This window comes from Marinomonas alcarazii (assembly GCF_003208215.1).
GTDB classification, from domain to species: domain Bacteria; phylum Pseudomonadota; class Gammaproteobacteria; order Pseudomonadales; family Marinomonadaceae; genus Marinomonas; species Marinomonas alcarazii.
Genome location: NZ_QKLW01000003.1, coordinates 66527 through 83252, shown reverse-complemented (window position 1 = coordinate 83252; position 16726 = coordinate 66527). Strand labels below are relative to the sequence as shown.

The 16726-nt window shown below is 43.4% G+C and carries 15 protein-coding genes; 11 read left to right on the top strand and 4 right to left on the bottom strand.

The window, feature by feature from the left end; genetic code table 11:
• Positions 1–9: 9 nt before the first annotated feature.
• From DFP75_RS08575 to ahpF, 3 genes are all read left to right on the top strand, one after another.
• Positions 10–1053 carry a response regulator gene (locus tag DFP75_RS08575; RefSeq protein ID WP_110574619.1) on the top strand — a complete coding sequence of 348 codons (1044 nt, stop codon included), beginning with the start codon at positions 10–12 and terminating at the stop codon, positions 1051–1053.
• A gap of 194 nt (positions 1054–1247) precedes the next feature.
• The gene (gene ahpC, locus DFP75_RS08570) at positions 1248–1805 is read left to right on the top strand and encodes an alkyl hydroperoxide reductase subunit C (protein WP_110574617.1); all 558 of its coding nucleotides are present in this window, start codon (positions 1248–1250) and stop codon (positions 1803–1805) included.
• A gap of 145 nt (positions 1806–1950) precedes the next feature.
• Positions 1951–3498, top strand: a complete 1548-nt coding sequence (gene ahpF / locus DFP75_RS08565) for an alkyl hydroperoxide reductase subunit F (RefSeq protein WP_110574614.1) — start codon at positions 1951–1953, stop codon at positions 3496–3498.
• 190 nt (positions 3499–3688) lie between these two features.
• On the opposite strand, the gene DFP75_RS08560 is transcribed toward ahpF, so the two are convergent.
• Complete coding sequence (locus DFP75_RS08560; RefSeq protein ID WP_146219953.1) at positions 3689–8005, bottom strand: NACHT domain-containing protein; 4317 nt, start codon at positions 8003–8005, stop codon at positions 3689–3691.
• Positions 8006–8167: 162 nt separating this feature from the next.
• Between DFP75_RS08560 and DFP75_RS08555 the strand changes: the two genes are divergently transcribed.
• The 3 genes from DFP75_RS08555 (at position 8168) to DFP75_RS08545 (ending at position 9175) form a co-directional block, all read left to right on the top strand.
• Positions 8168–8524, top strand: coding sequence for a type II toxin-antitoxin system RelE/ParE family toxin (locus tag DFP75_RS08555; protein WP_110574610.1), 357 nt, complete (start codon positions 8168–8170; stop codon positions 8522–8524).
• Positions 8517–8798 (top strand): XRE family transcriptional regulator, encoded by a 282-nt coding sequence (locus DFP75_RS08550; protein WP_110574608.1) that lies wholly within the window; start codon positions 8517–8519, stop codon positions 8796–8798. The genes DFP75_RS08555 and DFP75_RS08550 overlap by 8 nt, the downstream gene beginning before the upstream one ends.
• Before the next feature lie 122 nt (positions 8799–8920).
• Positions 8921–9175 carry a type II toxin-antitoxin system Phd/YefM family antitoxin gene (locus DFP75_RS08545; protein WP_110574606.1) on the top strand — a complete coding sequence of 85 codons (255 nt, stop codon included), beginning with the start codon at positions 8921–8923 and terminating at the stop codon, positions 9173–9175.
• A 77-nt stretch (positions 9176–9252) separates the two neighbouring features.
• Here the strand turns inward: DFP75_RS08545 and DFP75_RS08540 are convergent, their stop codons facing one another.
• Positions 9253–9525 carry an HAD family acid phosphatase gene (locus DFP75_RS08540; RefSeq protein ID WP_220032628.1) on the bottom strand — a complete coding sequence of 91 codons (273 nt, stop codon included), beginning with the start codon at positions 9523–9525 and terminating at the stop codon, positions 9253–9255.
• A 111-nt stretch (positions 9526–9636) separates the two neighbouring features.
• On the opposite strand from DFP75_RS08540, the gene DFP75_RS08535 reads away from it, so the two are divergent.
• A complete protein-coding gene (locus DFP75_RS08535; RefSeq protein WP_110574601.1) occupies positions 9637–10098 on the top strand; it encodes a DUF3237 domain-containing protein in 462 nt (153 codons plus the stop codon).
• A 177-nt stretch (positions 10099–10275) separates the two neighbouring features.
• On the opposite strand, the gene DFP75_RS08530 is transcribed toward DFP75_RS08535, so the two are convergent.
• A complete protein-coding gene (locus DFP75_RS08530) occupies positions 10276–11028 on the bottom strand; it encodes a 5'-nucleotidase, lipoprotein e(P4) family (protein WP_110574599.1) in 753 nt (250 codons plus the stop codon).
• A gap of 350 nt (positions 11029–11378) precedes the next feature.
• Between DFP75_RS08530 and DFP75_RS08525 the strand changes: the two genes are divergently transcribed.
• Entirely contained in the window at positions 11379–11654 is a 276-nt protein-coding gene (locus DFP75_RS08525; RefSeq protein ID WP_110574597.1) for a DUF3817 domain-containing protein, read from the top strand.
• Positions 11655–11762: 108 nt separating this feature from the next.
• Here the strand turns inward: DFP75_RS08525 and DFP75_RS08520 are convergent, their stop codons facing one another.
• A complete protein-coding gene (locus DFP75_RS08520) occupies positions 11763–12104 on the bottom strand; it encodes a zinc ribbon domain-containing protein YjdM (protein WP_110574595.1) in 342 nt (113 codons plus the stop codon).
• A 220-nt stretch (positions 12105–12324) separates the two neighbouring features.
• On the opposite strand from DFP75_RS08520, the gene DFP75_RS08515 reads away from it, so the two are divergent.
• The 3 genes from DFP75_RS08515 to DFP75_RS08505 are packed head-to-tail and all read left to right on the top strand — an operon-like array spanning position 12325 to position 16714.
• The gene (locus tag DFP75_RS08515; protein ID WP_110574593.1) at positions 12325–13644 is read left to right on the top strand and encodes a DASH family cryptochrome; all 1320 of its coding nucleotides are present in this window, start codon (positions 12325–12327) and stop codon (positions 13642–13644) included.
• 11 nt (positions 13645–13655) lie between these two features.
• Positions 13656–15164 (top strand): cryptochrome/deoxyribodipyrimidine photo-lyase family protein, encoded by a 1509-nt coding sequence (locus tag DFP75_RS08510; protein WP_110574591.1) that lies wholly within the window; start codon positions 13656–13658, stop codon positions 15162–15164.
• On the top strand, positions 15161–16714 hold the full coding sequence (locus DFP75_RS08505) for a cryptochrome/photolyase family protein (protein ID WP_110574589.1): 1554 nt from the start codon (positions 15161–15163) through the stop codon (positions 16712–16714). Before DFP75_RS08510 ends, DFP75_RS08505 begins: the two co-directional genes overlap by 4 nt.
• Positions 16715–16726 lie beyond the last annotated feature (12 nt).

Genomic DNA, 16726 nt, shown 5'->3' with positions numbered 1-16726 from the left:
GTTACTTTCATGCTTACACAGGAACAACATAAGCCACTCATTCTGATTGTGGACGATACGCCAGAAAATATTGACGTACTGGCGGCGACTTTGCGCAACGAATACGACCTTAAAATCGCCACAAATGGCAAAAAAGCACTAAAAATTGCTCAACAAAGCTCACCTAAGCCAGAAATGATTTTATTGGATGTGATGATGCCAGAAATGGATGGCTACGAAGTTTGTCGTCAACTAAAAGCCAACCCAATCACCTCTGACATTCCTGTTTTATTTGTTACCGCCAAAGCCAATCCTTGCGATGAAGAGCAAGGCTTTGCACTTGGCGCCGTTGATTACATCACCAAACCGATCAGCCCTCCGAGAGTAAAAGCGCGTGTTCGCACACATATCGCGCTCTACAATCAAAACCGCCAACTGCAAAAGAAAGTCAAAGAACGCACACTGTCACTGGAACAGAACCGCCTACGCATTATTCAGCACCTTGGGCGAGCTGTAGAGTACAAAGACAATGAAACTGGCGCACACGTTATTCGTATGAGCCATTACTCTAAATTCCTCGCAGAAGCCTATGGTGGCAACCCAGATTGGGTAGAAATGGTATTTAATGCTGCTCCCATGCATGATGTTGGAAAAATTGGCATTGCAGACTCCATCCTCCTAAAACCAGGAAAATTGGATCATGATGAATGGGACACCATGCAGCAGCACACTATTTTCGGAGCCAAGATCTTAGGCGATTGTGATGATGATCCAATGTTAAATATGGCGAAAGTCATTGCGCTCACCCATCATGAAAAATGGGATGGCTCAGGTTACCCATATGGACTAAAGGGCGAAGAGATTCCTATCGAAGGTCGCATCGTTGCCATTGCCGATGTGTTAGATGCACTGCTTTCTAAACGCCCATATAAAGCAGCCTGGACACTTGAAGAAGCGTTAAACTATATGGACGAAAACGCAGGCCTGCATTTTGATGCTTCTTTAATTAAATTACTTCATACCGTCATACCTAAAATTGAAGAAATCCGTGCTGCCTATCCTGACGAAGAATAGTCAGCACTTCCCCCTCCCGCTCTAAGAGCTTGCCCACCTTCGTTACCTATCTTTTTTGTTCCTCCCAAACTTCCACAGAACAAATAGCTTTTATCAATTAGGATTTTAGTTATTAACAATTTTATTAATCATCTTCGTTTCCCTAATATGAGTCCTGTTGGTAACGCACTCAAACACACATTAGGAGAAACACAATGATCAACACGCAAATCAAACCATTCAATGCAACGGCTTTCAAAAATGGCGAATTCGTTGAAATTTCTGAAAAAGACGTACTAGGTAAATGGGCTGTATTCTTCTTCTACCCAGCTGACTTCACTTTTGTTTGCCCAACTGAACTTGGCGATGTTGCAGACAACTACGCTGAACTTCAATCTCGCGGCGTGGAAGTATTCTCTGTTTCTACAGACACTCACTTCACTCACAAAGCATGGCACGCAAGTTCTGACACAATCGGCAAAATCCAGTACTACATGGTTGGCGATCAAACAGGCAACATCACAAACAACTTCGGCGTAATGCGTGAAGGCCAAGGTCTTGCAGACCGCGCGACTTTCTTGATCGATCCAGAAGGCACTATCCAAGCAATGGAAATCACTGCTGAAGGTATTGGCCGTGACGCTCAAGACCTACTTCGCAAAGTAAAAGCTGCACAATACGTAGCCGCTCACCCAGGTGAAGTTTGCCCAGCAAAATGGAAAGAAGGCGAAGAAACACTGACTCCTTCACTAGACCTAGTTGGCAAAATCTAAGCTGACAACTGTCTAGACCCATAAAGGGGTCAGATCCCTTAATAACACATTGAGGAATCCCTTTAGATGACTTTCGTCTAAAGGGGCCTGACCCCTTTTACTCTTAACGCACAGTACATTACTCAATCAAACAGGTTTTATCATCATGTTAGAAGCAAACTTAAAACAGCAGTTGGGCACATACCTGCAAAATATCGTTAATCCGATTGAAATTACTGTGTCCACAAACGGTTCAGCGAAATCCGAAGAATTACTTGAATTGGCTCGCGAAATTACCGAGCTAAAAAGCGACAAAATCACCCTAACGGTGGATGCGAATTCACAAGGCCGTGCACCGCAAATGGCCATCGCGCCAAAAGGCGAAGCAGCACGTGTACGTTTTGCTGGCATTCCAATGGGCCACGAGTTTACGTCTCTCGTATTGGCTCTATTACAAGCTGGCGGCCACCCATCCAAAGCCGCACAAGCGACTCTTGAGCAAATCAAAGGCTTGGATCAAAAACTCAACTTTGAGGTGTACATTTCCCTCTCTTGCCACAACTGTCCAGACGTTGTGCAAGCCGTTAACTTAATGGCGGTATTAAACCCTAACATTACAGCGACCATGATCGATGGCTCTTTGTTCCAAGACGAAGTGAATGAACGCAACATCATGGCCGTGCCATCTGTCTTCCTAAATGGTGATCATTTTGGCCAAGGCCGAATGACCCTGGATGAGATTTTAAACAAAGTCGATACTGGCGCAGCAGACAAACAAGCGGCGGAGTTATCCGAGAAAGCCCCATACGATGTCCTTGTCGTTGGTGGTGGCCCAGCGGGTGCCGCAGCGGCGATTTACTCAGCTCGTAAAGGCATTCGAACTGGCGTCGTGGCTGAGCGCTTTGGCGGACAAGTATCTGACACCATGGCGATTGAAAACTTCATCTCTGTAAAAGCCACCGAAGGCCCGAAATTGGTCGCTGGCCTTGAGCAACACGTACTAGATTACGATGTTGAACTGATGAAAACGCAAAAAGCGGTTCGCCTTGAGAAGAAAGAATTCGTCGAAATTGAACTAGAAAATGGTGCTGTACTGAAAAGTAAATCTGTCATCTTAGCCACTGGCGCACGCTGGAGAGAGATGAACGTACCTGGCGAACAAGAATACCGTAATAAAGGCGTGGCGTACTGCCCACACTGTGACGGCCCATTGTTCAAAGGCAAGAAAACAGCCGTCATTGGCGGTGGTAACTCGGGCATCGAAGCCGCTATTGATTTGGCGGGAATTGTAGAACACGTTACCGTTCTTGAATTTGGCGATACGTTACGTGCAGACGATGTATTGGTGAAAAAAGCCAACTCTTTGCCAAACGTTACCATCATTAAAAATGCCATGACAACAGAAGTCCTTGGCGATGGTCAACGAGTTATCGGCCTGAAATACACTGATCGCTTAACCGACGAGTCTCACCTTGTGGACGTTGCTGGGATCTTTGTACAAATCGGCTTGGTGCCAAACAGCGAGTTCCTAAAAGACACATTGGAACTGACGAATAGAGGCGAAATCGTCATCAACGCTCACGGTGAGACATCGATTCCAGGTGTGTTTGCGGCTGGTGACGTCACCACAACGCCATACAAACAGATCATCATCTCCATGGGATCTGGCGCGACAGCGGCTCTTGGTGCGTTTGATTACTTGATTCGTAACTAAACACCCGCCTTCAGCAACGCCCGAACCGACCAACGAAAATCCTATAAACCGCCCTCTGGCTTAACTAGGTGGCGGTTTTTTGCGCTCCTGCAATTAAGTTAGAAACAAACTTCCCGCCTCGCTCCACGCGCAAGCGCGTAAAACCGCTCGGCGTGAGTTTGTTTCTACTTGATTTTACAGTTAAGCCAACTTATGAATTACTAAATCGCTCTCTTTCTAACAAATCAATAATGATTATTTCTATCTCCTGAACTCCGGGATAGTTTTCAGCAATACTCAGCCAGTAGGTTTTAAGTGCTCCTGAAAGCTCTTTCAAATTGACTAATTTACCGTCAATACTCCATCGCTTTGTAGGTTCTATATCTTGAGAAACTAATAGAAAGACACCACACACAGCACTTTCCTCTCGAAGATAATCGCCCACGAGCTGGTTCCTTAATCGTTCGCATAAATCTGGGCCAGACCACGCTTTATCTAATAGCTTTAGCTCAACTGGAACCGGAGATTGTACACTTGTATTATGAAGCCAAATATCCATGCGTTGACCATTGGCAAGTTCAGATTCTTGGGCCGTTGTGTATTGACCATGGCTGTTTTGGTTCAGCCAGCCAGCAATCAAAGTTCGCATTTCAGTTTCACCTTCTGCTCTTTTCCAAGTTCTCCATGGGCTATCATTACCTCGCTCTAACCAATTTTTTAAATCGTTTAGTCGGTTAACCGTATGATCAAAAAGTTGGCGATGTGTTGCAGGTTTTACTGTCTGATTTTTATCAAACTGACCAAACTGATCTACCGTCCAGAGCTCTAAATCACCATCGACCATTGCTCTTTTATATGCTTGTTGAGCCATCCATTTTCGATACTCAGGCTCGGGGTGTTCTTCAATCAGTTGTTTGATAGCTGCATAACTGGCAAAACCCGTCATATTACATAGAAGGGAAAACAATGCGCTCCGAGCGCTTTGTGCATCATCTCTCAACTCTGGAGAATACACTCCGCCGTCGGCACGGTTTATATCCTCTTTGGACGGAATATATTTATGCATGAGGACATAGAGCTTTTTCAGATGCTCTGGTGTCTTGAAGTAACCTACGTTAGGCACACTAAATGATCTATGGCTTTCACCAACAAGAGCGGTAACAAAAACCTGAGCTGCTCTACCGACAAACTCACTTTTAAATCCTGCTAACCATTGTTCAAGCTTAGGAATGCCATTCACTGGATCACAATCAACCAATAGAGCAAACCAGCAAGCAACACTATCTAAATCGTTACTTTTATCTATTTCTTGCTTTGCAATACTTGCCAAGCGATTAGGGTCACTTTTCCCAGAAATTAAAAGTTGAATACAATCTCTTCTATTATTTCCTTGAAGTGTATTTGAATGGGCTTCAACCCATTCTAAAAGACTAACCGCGATATCTTCATGTAACCAAGAAGCATTGAAGACAAGTGAACTCAATATACGGTTATACAAATCCAGTTCTGCGTTTTCTAGCTCCCAAATGAGCTCTTGAGTGACGGCTTTGGAAACCAATGAAGGAAATGCTCGGTACATACTCTCAAACCAACTAGGAAAACCATTTATCTCCCACGTGATATAGCGCAATGCATGCAGAACTTCTGATTCATCTAAGTGATATGGAAATTCCGAATGTTCAGATGTTTCAATTTCTAAACCAGATAAAGCAAGAAGAAGCGAGTAAGGGTGTGAGTTACTTCTGATTCCACTTTCTGATTGTAATGACGGGGTGTAAACTCTCCACAGTTTCATCAGTGCATCGCGATAAGAACTAGAAACTTCGTAACCAAACTCAGGAATTAATTTCGTCCAACTAGAGCCACTACTTCGTTTTGCTAATAAACGCTCATTATTAATCTCATCCAGTATCCAGCAAAAGTCATTCGTCACTTCACCAAAATATAGGTGTATAGAGTTACATAAACGCTCTGGGTTACTTTTTAGATCTGCTATCCAAGCATCACGGGACGTTTTTTTCTGTTCTTGTATAACATCATTTTTTTTCCTGCGCCTTTCATTCTCTTCTTTGTGCTTTTTTTCCCACTCATAAACTGGAGGGTCTATCAACATATCTAATTTATTAGTTAAAGTGACACTATGTTCTACGCTTGCTTTTAACTTTGTCAGCATATCCGATGGTTTATCGAGCTTGGTGTAAAGACGAAAGGCGGTACTTAGCGCAATAGATCGATCATTCTCTAATTCACGAGAACGGATAAATAAAAGCAATCGTTGAAAACTCTCAACTGTACTAAATGCCCAAAAATGCCCTTGCCAAGAAATAGGCCAATCTGAAGTCAAAGGTTCGCTTTTAGGATCTGAAAGTAGCTTTATTTTTTCCTGTTCAATACAAGCCCAATAAAGCCGATCATTCAATTCACTCCAATGCGGTATCAGTTCGGCTAAGTTACTTTCATAATCATCAAAGTGTTCTCCACCATAAGAATTGTATAGCGGTAGCATCATAAGAATGGATAAACTTTCTTCGGAAAATGAAAATGAATGCCTTATCTCAATTAGGCGTTCCACAAGATGAACGGCGACACCAAGAAGCCATGAATGAGCTTCCGAAATTTTACACTCACTCTTCTCGATATACGGCGGATCATTTAGATAACCGATTAAGCCATGTATTAACGTTTGATAAATCTGTGTGTTTGCAGCAATAGGCATTCGCGTAACAAACTGATGAAGTGCTCGTCGCAAACCATTCGCCTCGAAGCTCTCATTGGCAGATAGTTTTAATTTGCTAACTGATAAAAGTATATTTTGAATATTCTCACTGGTTGGCGCTGCATCTTCGATTAGCTCTGCTAGCAATCGACGTGGAATTTTTTCCTCGCTTTGATTGAGCCTTTGCCATAAGGATTGTATTTGTTCATTGGTGCCACAGGTTATAACAGCCCGAGCAGAGGTTAATCGAGCATAACCCCCACGGATAGGGTTAAGAGCTATTTCCAGCAAAGGAGCAACACAGTCCGTCATTTTCCCTTGCCAAACCAATCGAGCCAGGAAGAAAATGGCATCATCATTTTCTTTGTATTGATCGATAAGTTGTAAAGCATCTTTTGTTAGGGCTGCATCAGCAATTTTTGCAATTGCGCTGTTATCCCCTCCAGTACTATTGTTTTCATCCTGCGCAATACGGTGGACTATATTTTTAAGAATGGTTTTTCTTTCTGGTAAAGGCAGTTTAGATGGATCTCCACCTTCAATAGCAACCTCAGGATCAATACTTAGTACAGTGTTTCTGATGTTGGTATCCCACAATATTAACCAAGGCAAAATGGATCGAAGTCTTGGCCTAATGATTGTCTCGCCATATTGTTCACCAATAAATAAACGCTCTATAGATAAACGACTGTCGCCATTAGCCATCAGATGAGCAAACCATTTTGCTGCGAGCAATGCTCTGATATCACGATGCCGAAAACGAACCGCTCCGTAAATAACATCGCTAAAAACACCTCGCTCCAAAAGTGCATTCACATCATGCGGATGCCAATCAGACAGTACAGCTTGTGCGTCTATTCCAAATCTGTCGGGCGAGGCATCAGGAATATTGATACTTGATTGGCCGCTCATGACGACAGCGGCAGCCAAACGCTGCGCACCCTTATGAGCTTGCTCTAAATTTAACGGCTGACGTTGTGCTCTATCTATATTATGTTCATCGCTTAACTGCTCATTTATACTGTGTTCTAGTAGATCTAGACGGCTACCAAGTTTTTTATCCTTTCTCCATTTGGATAAAATACTATCTAAATCAAGAGGCCGTTGAGCCAAGCTCCAAATACTCGCTCTATCAATTTCCCTTAAGAGTTCATCAATGTCATTCACTGACCTTTTTTCACAGAAACAGCGAATTCTTTCCTCATCTAAAGGCCTCATTCCGTATACAGTCAAAGCACTTTGAGGTTGAGTGAGATTATCTTCAGTATTGTCGTCTTCGTGTTTTTTTGCAGCTAAAAATAAATATCTATTTAGCAACTCTCGATCCGCTACTGGTCGCCAAGAGTAGGGACGACTGGAAATATAAAGATGCATTCTATGAGCACCGTTTTTGATACCTTTAGAGAATTGCTTTAACGCTAATTCAAGAGCCCTCGGGGTTTCTAACCTTGCTTCATCGACCGAATCCAAAAAGAACCAAGCTTCTTCTGTCGATGCTAGCCAAGCGTTAAATTCATCTTCTGTTCCAACCTCAAAGGCGTCATAAAAATCTTGCTCGATATCTTCAATACGAATAAAAAAAGATAGTCTGCCTTGTTTCGATAACGCTTTAGCTCTACTGCGTAATTCCTCCGTCTTACCGGCACCAGCTTCAGCTAAAATGACACAGCGATATTCACCCTCTAAATCAGCCCAAGTTTTTAGCGCTGAATGACCTAAAGAAAAAAGCGATTCATTATTTTCTAGATCTTCTTGGTCTTCTGAAATAATTGAAAATTGACGATCTAATGGAATGTACTTTTCTTTAGTCATAGACGATAAGTTCGCTTCATCAAAAAACAAAGGGGTTTCATACAGTTACTAGGTTTAACAATAACGCTAACGTGTTAAGGCTCCAAGCTAAGTTTCTTCCACTTCCCCATACGTAAATAAACAACTATACAAAAACGTACCATTTATGGTACAAATTAATTCATGAATAACATAAAACACAAGAAAGTGTCTGTTCGCTTTTTCCGAACTGCGTCGGGAAGTGAACCTGTCAGGGAATGGTTCTTGTCTCTTACAAAAGAGGATAGAAGCGCCATAGGACAGGATATCAAAACAGCAGAATACGGTTGGCCTATCGGTATGCCCATATGTCGTTATATGGGAGATGGGCTGTGGGAAGTGCGCACTAACTTAGAGGGTGGTCGTATTGCTAGGGTGTTATTTTTCTTTAGAAATAACGAATTAATTTTACTGAATGGCTTTATGAAGAAATCCCAAAAGACACCTAAGTCTGAATTAGATCTGGCTAAAAAACGAAAACGTGAGGTTGAAAATGGCTAACAAACACATCGGATCTTCCTTTGACGAGTTCCTTGAAGAGGAAGGCATCTTAGCTGAAACCAACGCTATTGCTATAAAACGAGTCGTTGCATGGCAGATTCAACAAAAGATTGAACAGGAACATTTGTCTAAGACGAAAATGGCGCAGCTGATGAAAACAAGCCGCTCTGGATTGGATAGACTGCTTGATCCAAAAAACACATCTGTCACGCTGCATACCTTGGACAATGCCGCGAAAGCGTTAGGTAAAAAACTCAAATTAGAGCTTGTTTAAAAAGTGACGTTACTCTCTTCATTTTAAGTATGGCTAAGTGTTACTCATGCTTCCCAGTCACTAAGACAAGCTAAAATCTTTGCGTATGGAAAAAATTAAACACTGACTTGCAGGAGTAAAATATGGATACGTTAAGTTACTCAGCTTTTAGAGCAAATCTTGCTAGCACGCTTGATAAAGTGAATGACGATCATAAGCCTGTTCTCATTACTCGTCAGGGTGGCAAACCAGCCGTATTGATTAGCTTAGAGGGCTTTCAAGCGTATGAGGAGACTGCCTATTTGATGGCAAGCCCAAAAAACGCTTCTCGTTTGAACGAAGCTATTGCCGAAGTGGAAGCAGGCAAAACACAGACAAGGGATAGGATTAAGAAATGATGCTGCCTTGAACAGAAATTGAATAAAAAGCCAATGCAAACCTTCATTCGTATTGGCTGTTTATGTTCTATTCTGCGTTATTTTTCGGCTTTTTCATTCCACATTTTTAGCTCTGACTTCGACCAAGAGCCGTACGAAGCATTTGGCATAACAATCCAGTCGTTACCAAAATGGGCTGCTTCTTTCGCCACGAGGCCACGCTGATACTCAGTCGATTCCTTATTTTTAAATTCGGCAGCAAAATCATGTAAGCTGTCGCCTATCAACATAATAATATCGTGCTCTTTGCGAACGACATCACGACGTGCTTCTTTCGACTCGGTATACAGCAGCACATTGTCACTGCTCACTTGTGCAATATTCAGCTTCTAAGGTATTAGGGAAAAATCGTCGCGAGACTCTCATTCAAAGTGGTACCTTATTTCGTTGGTACTCAATAGAATAAAAATACGAGGTAATCCATGATCACAGCACCCGAACTTAAACATTTTGCAACATTAGAAATAGAAGTCGCTGCACCGCAAGAGGTGGGTAAAACCCTTCACGGAGAGCGTCGAATCATTCCTATCCTAGGTGGCAAAGTCACCGGTGACGGCTGGCAAGGCGAAGTGCTTGCGGGTGGTGCCGATTATCAGCTTATCGTCTCACCAAGAATGTCTCACTTAGACGCTCGCTACGTCTTTGAAACAGACCAAGGTGAACGTATTTACATCCATAACGAAGCCATACGTGTTGCATCTGCTGAAATCACTCAAAAGATCAAAGACGGTGAACTAGTGGACCCAAAGCACGTTTATTTTCGCTGTGTCCCCAAATTTGAAACCAGTTCTGAGCGCTTTCAGTGGATTACAGAACGTGTCTTCATCGGCGTCGGTATCCGCAAACCAACGTTGGTAGAACTGCAAGTATTCGAAGTTTGTTAGATAAAAATTACAACGCTTCCAAATACTCAAAAACCTGTTCTGACTCGAGGGGTCTAGCAAAATAATGGCTTAATGATGACTCATTAAAGAGCTTATTTTAAAAGCGATATTCCCCCCAATACCCACAAAAAAGCCGATGCTAGAACGAGCATCGGCTTTTTGACCCTCTGGTAAACGTTATTTTGCGTTTTGTTCATTCCACGTTTTTAGCTCTGACTTCGACCAAGAGCCGTACGAAGCATTTGGCATAACAATCCAGTTGTTACCAAAGTGCGCCGCTTCTTTGGCAACTAGACCACGCTGATACTCAGTCGATTCCTTATTTTTAAATTCGGCAGCAAAGTCATGTAAGCTGTCGCCTATCAACATAATAATATCGTGCTCTTTACGAACGACATCACGACGTGCTTCTTTCGACTCGGTATACAACAACACATTATCACTGCTTACTTGAGCAACATTCAGCTTTTTCAGTGTCTTAATCGTGTCAGCTTTGTTCTCCTGAAAACGATCTGAGATATAGTAAATTTTCACACCTTGTTTTGTGACAAAGTCGATAAAATCTTTAGCCCCTGGGATCAAGGTTGGCTCGCCTTTTTGCTCCCAATCACTCCAAGTATCCCAAGATGTATAATCGTGGCAATTATTTACATCACGAACTAATAATGGCGTGTTATCGATCACTGTTTCATCCAAATCCAACACCACAGCAGGCTTTTTATCTGAATGATGATTCGCTAAAAGTTGAATAAAACGCTGCGTGGCAAACTGGTACGCCTGCAATTGTAACGCCATCACTTCGGCAGACTGTTGCTGATAACGCAGCGCCATAGTGTATTCTTTTGGTGCGCAACTGGTATCTTCAGCTGCAAACGTAACACTGCTCAATAGTGGTAAAGCAACAAGAATAGATGAGGTAATTTTTCCCATAAAATGACTCTCCATGTGTGTATAACGAATTAATGTGACATTTTTATTAAACATGCATTTAATTATAACTCAAAGCTATTTTTCTTTTTTTCCTTATTTCGGCACCATAAAAAGAATGGTTTTAAACAGTAAGAAATTATGTCGAGCTAGCTTCTACCTCACACTTTTCATCATGCCAAGAGTGTTGGGATTTCGTCTCTGTCTTTGCAATGTAAGCAACAAAATATTGATTTGTGATTAAAATTTCTCACCATAAATAACCGACCTTATGATGAAATTAAAATGCTATTCTGGGGTCTGATTAGCGCTGAAGACATTCTTTCAACACACTTCAACCAAAGAGACATAGTATGAAATTTTTACGTTTAATCTCCATTTTAGAAGGCACATCGCTTTTACTGCTGCTCTTTATTGCCGTGCCATTGAAGCGCCTGATGGACATGCCAGAGTATGTGAGCATCATTGGCCCAATTCATGGTGGGTTGTTTATCTTGTTTAACATTCTTTTGATGTTAAGTGTGTCTCGATATGGGGTGTCATCAAAACACGCCTTGATGGGATTTGTTGCGTCATTAGTGCCATTTGGTAGTTATGTCTTTAAAGCGAAGATCTTAAATAAATACTAATTAGCCCCTTCCAATAACATTGATCCAATAAAAAAGCAGAGAAAAAGACGACCCTCTTCTCTGCTTTTCGTATTATGTTTCTGATCATTTATAACAGATCAATCAGCCTTAAACAGAAGACTTCTTCACAAACTGAGATTTCAGCATCATTTCCCCGCCGCCATCCAATTTGCAATCAATGTCGTGGTCGCCATCTACAAGGCGCTTAATAGTCGCTTTAGTGCCGATTTTTAGCACTTGAGAAGAGCCTTTGACTTTAAGATCTTTCGCTAGGGTCACTTTATCGCCTTCTTGCAATAAGTTACCGCCCATGTCTTTGATAATGAGTGCATCTTCGTCAACGACAACTTCGTTCGGATTCCACTCGTGCGCGCACTCTGGGCAAATCAACATAGCTTGATCTTCATACACGTAGGCGGAATCGCATTTTGGGCAATTTGGAAGACTCATAATTATCACTACCTTCTAACGTAAACAGGAAAATTTCGCGCATTATAACCCTATTTTCATTATGGTTTTTGTCTAGCCGCAAAAAATTCAGTAAAAACTTTCAGTTGTACAACAAAATCCTCCTATGCAATCGACACAGAATCGATTTGCATCTTAATTAAACCAATACTCTCTTCAATACGTACTAAAGTTAGTTAAAACAAATAAATAGGGTTATGTGATGAAATTGGGTGTGGTTTGGTTCGGAGATGATTTGCGCTGCGCAGATCAGAACATGCTTTGGCGAGCAACTCAGGAGGTCGATTATCTTGTCTGTCTGTATTGCGATGAACCTCATAATAACCGCCCTAGTCGCTATGCAACACAAGGCATGTCTGCCAACCGCCGCCGATTTTTAGACCAAGGTCTGCAAGACTTAGCCATGCAGCTACAAGCCTTAGGGCAGACGCTATTCGTTAGTTCTATGGATGCGGCCACCAGCTTAAGCTTGCTGCTCAACGAAGTGCCAATCTCACACATTTATCGTAATCATCACTCTGGTTGGGATGAACGGCAAACACTCAAGCGTATCGCCAATAACTTTCCTGATGTTCGCATTCATCTGGATCATGGTTTGAGCTTATTCACGCCCTCTCAGCTGCCATTTGATACGGCAGAATTGCCCGATTCTTTTTCCAAATTCCGGCGTTTAGTAGAGAACTTAGATACGTTCACGCCCCTGCCAGCCTTGCAAAAACTGCCACCCGTTCCGAAGTTCGATCTGCAACGCATTCGACCTTGGCAAATCAAAGTCATTGATGACAACAAAGCATTTACGGGTGGTGAACAAGCCGCAATAGATCAGCTAAGCGATTATTTTTCCACTGATCTACCAGACAGCTATAAAGAAACACGTAATGAATTAGACGGTTGGGAGAACTCCACTAAATTTTCCCCTTGGCTTGCACAGGGCAGTCTGTCAGCCAGACAAGTCAAAGCCAGCATCGAGGTCTACGAACGAGATCATGGCGCAAATGAATCAACCTACTGGATCTATTTCGAGCTCCTCTGGCGCGAGTATTTTCATTGGTACGCGACTCGTTACGGCAAACGCCTTTTCTTACCCAGCGGCATCACGGGAAAACACACTCAAGGCAGTTATTATGCGGAACGTTTTCGCAAATGGAGCCAAGGCAACACGCCTTACCCTTTGGTTAACGCCTGTATGAAACAGCTCAGTGAGACAGGCTTTATGAGCAATAGAGGTCGCCAAATTACCGCCAGTTGTTTGATCTATGAATTAGGCATCGACTGGCGTTATGGCGCGGCGTATTTTGAAGAACAATTGATCGATTACAGTGTTGGCTCAAACTGGGGCAATTGGCAATACATCGCGGGCGTCGGAGCAGACCCAAGAGGTGGCCGCCACTTTAATTTGCAAAAGCAAACCGAACAATACGACCCAAATCAGCTCTTTATTCATAAATGGCAAGGCCAAATTTTTGATACGCAACTGGACTCGGTCGATGCGGCCGACTGGCCCATTTATCCGACCAAATGAGCGACCACCAGATGACAGGCAATATTGCCATAAAACCAGCGGTAGTTTGGCTTAAGCGAGATTTACGCCTTAGCGATCATCTACCTCTTGCATCGGCCATGGCGAACAACAGACCGATTATCCTGTTGTATATCTTTGAACCCAGCCTGATCGCTGATCCACATTACAGCGAGCGCCACTGGCGCTTTGTTTGGCAGTCTTTAGAGGATATGAATCGCCAACTAACCGAACATGGTGGGCATATACACATAGTTTGGCAAGAAGCCCTGCCTGCACTTGAAGCGCTTCATGACGCCACGCAATTCGATGAATTATTCAGTAGTGAAGAAATTGGCATCGGCCTCACGTTCCAGCGTGATATTGAGATCAAATCTTGGTGTCAGCGACAAGACATATCGTGGCATGAGTCACCAACAGGCGCGGTAATACGACCACTTGATAACAGAAAAAATTGGGATGAGGATTGGCAACATGTCATGCGCGCCCCCTTGGCAAACATCGACCTTAAAGCAACCACTTGGTATCAGATAGACTCGCCACCTCTGTCGGTTCCAGCCTCATGGCAAACACCACAAAAAGGCATGCAAACGGGCGGCCCTACGCTGGCTTGGAAAACCTTAGACAGCTTCTATGAAGGGCGCGGCAAAGACTATTATCGATCTATTTCCAGTCCTCTTAGCAGCCGATCAGCCTGTACAAGACTGTCTCCTTATCTCGCTTGGGGGAATATCAGTCTCCGAGAAGTCTATCAAGACCTGCTATCGCGTTGGAAAACCGCTGGCTGGAAACGAACCCTTATTGCACTCAGCTCTCGATTGCATTGGCACTGCCACTTTATGCAAAAATTTGAAAGTGAATGCCGCATGGAGTTTGAACCTGTTAACCGAGCTTACGCCCACTTCCCTTATCGGCAAGATGACCAAGTCGAGGCAGACTTAATTGCTTGGCAACAAGGACAAACGGGTTATCCGATGGTTGATGCGTGCATGAGAGCTTTGCATCACACCGGTTACATTAACTTTCGTATGCGCGCCATGCTGGTAAGCTTTCTATGTCATCACTTAAACATTGATTGGCGCCTAGGCGTACATCACCTAGCCAGGCTATTCCTCGATTTTGAGCCGGGGATTCACTACCCACAATTTCAAATGCAAGCTGGTGTCACAGGCTCAAATGCCATTCGGATTTATAACCCCGTAAAGCAGGCTCAAGACCAAGATCCAGATGGCGAGTTTATTCGCCGTTGGGTGCCGGAATTGGCTGAAGTCCCTGTACCATTGATACACTCTCCTTGGGAAATGTCACCGATGGAGGAAGCCTTGTATCAATTCAGCCTTGGAGAAAACTATCCAGCGCCCATTGTTAGTCTCAAAGAGGCCGCAAAAGAGGCCCGTGATCGCCTTTGGGGATATCGTGAGCAACCAAACGTTCAGCAAGAAAAACAACGCATTTTAGCCACCCATGTGCGTTCGAATAGTCGGGCAAAATCCAGACAACCGAAAGTAAGGACATCCTCATGAAACCATTCCACACACTGCGCGTTATTCTTGGTGATCAACTTAATTCGACACATTCTTGGTTCAAACAACAAGATCAAGGTGTGCTGTATTTGATCGCTGAACTGCACCCAGAAGCTACCTATGTCACACATCATATTCAAAAGCTTTGCGCGTTTTTCCTCGCCATGGAACGCTTTGCTAGTGCCTTAAAAGAAAACGGCCATGACGTGTGTTATCTCACTTTGGATGACACGCAAAATCAGAGCCTAGAAGAAGTCATTTTAAGCCTCACTAAACAACATAATATTGATCGTATAGAGCTGCAGCGCCCCGACGAATATCGCGTGCTTCAACAATATCACCAGTTAATCACAAGCGATTCAAAGCCAACATTTAACATGGTTGATAGCGAGCATTTCTTATTACCATTCAACGAAATTCCTAACTTTTTTCAGGCAAAAAGTACCGTTCGTATGGAGCATTTTTATCGCAAGATGCGCCAACGTTTTAATATCTTAATGGCGGACGAAAGAGAGCCTGAAGGCGGCCAATGGAACTACGACGTGGCCAATCGCAATAAACTCAAAGCAAAAGATCTGGACGACATTCCAGCGCCCTTATGTTTTCAGCATGATGTGGCGCATTTGCTTGAGCGCATTCAGCGTCACGAGATTCCTTTTCTTGGCAAAGCAGAATCCAATTTACTTTGGCCTGTTTCCAGCCAAGACGCGCTGAGTTTGCTTACCTTTTTCTGCGAGCACTTGCTGCCGAATTTTGGCCGCTTTCAAGACGCCATGACAAGCCAAACACCCCATAGTTGGAGCTTGTACCATTCACGTTTGTCTTTTGCGCTTAACGCGAAATTGATCAGCCCAAAGCACGTCATAAAAGCCGCCATTTCGGCTTATCGAGAAAACGACAATATCGACATCGCCCAAATCGAAGGATTCGTGCGACAAATTCTCGGCTGGCGCGAATATGTGCGCGGCATGTATTGGATCAATATGCCTGATTATCAACAACAAAATGCCTTAAACGCCGAGCGAGCTCTGCCCAGTTTTTTCTGGAACGGGCAGACAAAAATGAAGTGTCTTGCTAACGCCATAGGGCAATCTCTCGATTATGCTTACGCCCATCATATTCAACGCTTGATGGTGACAGGCAACTTTTGCCTATTAACCGAAATTCGGCCGCAGCAAGTCGACGAATGGTATCTGGGGATTTACGTGGACGCCCTAGAATGGGTGGAATTGCCCAACACGCGTGGTATGAGTCAATTCGCTGATGGCGGTTGGATTGCTTCTAAGCCCTATGCGGCAAGCGGCAGTTATATGCAGAAAATGAGTGACTACTGCGGGAATTGCCACTACAAGGTAAAAGAGAAAACCAGCGCAGAGTCATGTCCTCTTAACAGCTTATATTGGCGCTTTATGGTCAAGCATCGAGACCGCCTTGCTAAGAATCATCGCATCGGTATGATTTACGGCAACTGGGACAAGCAAGACGACGCACAAAAGCACGCCGTCTTAGAAAGAGCACAGTGGTGTTTAGACAACCTAGAATCGCTCTAAACCCAACTATGA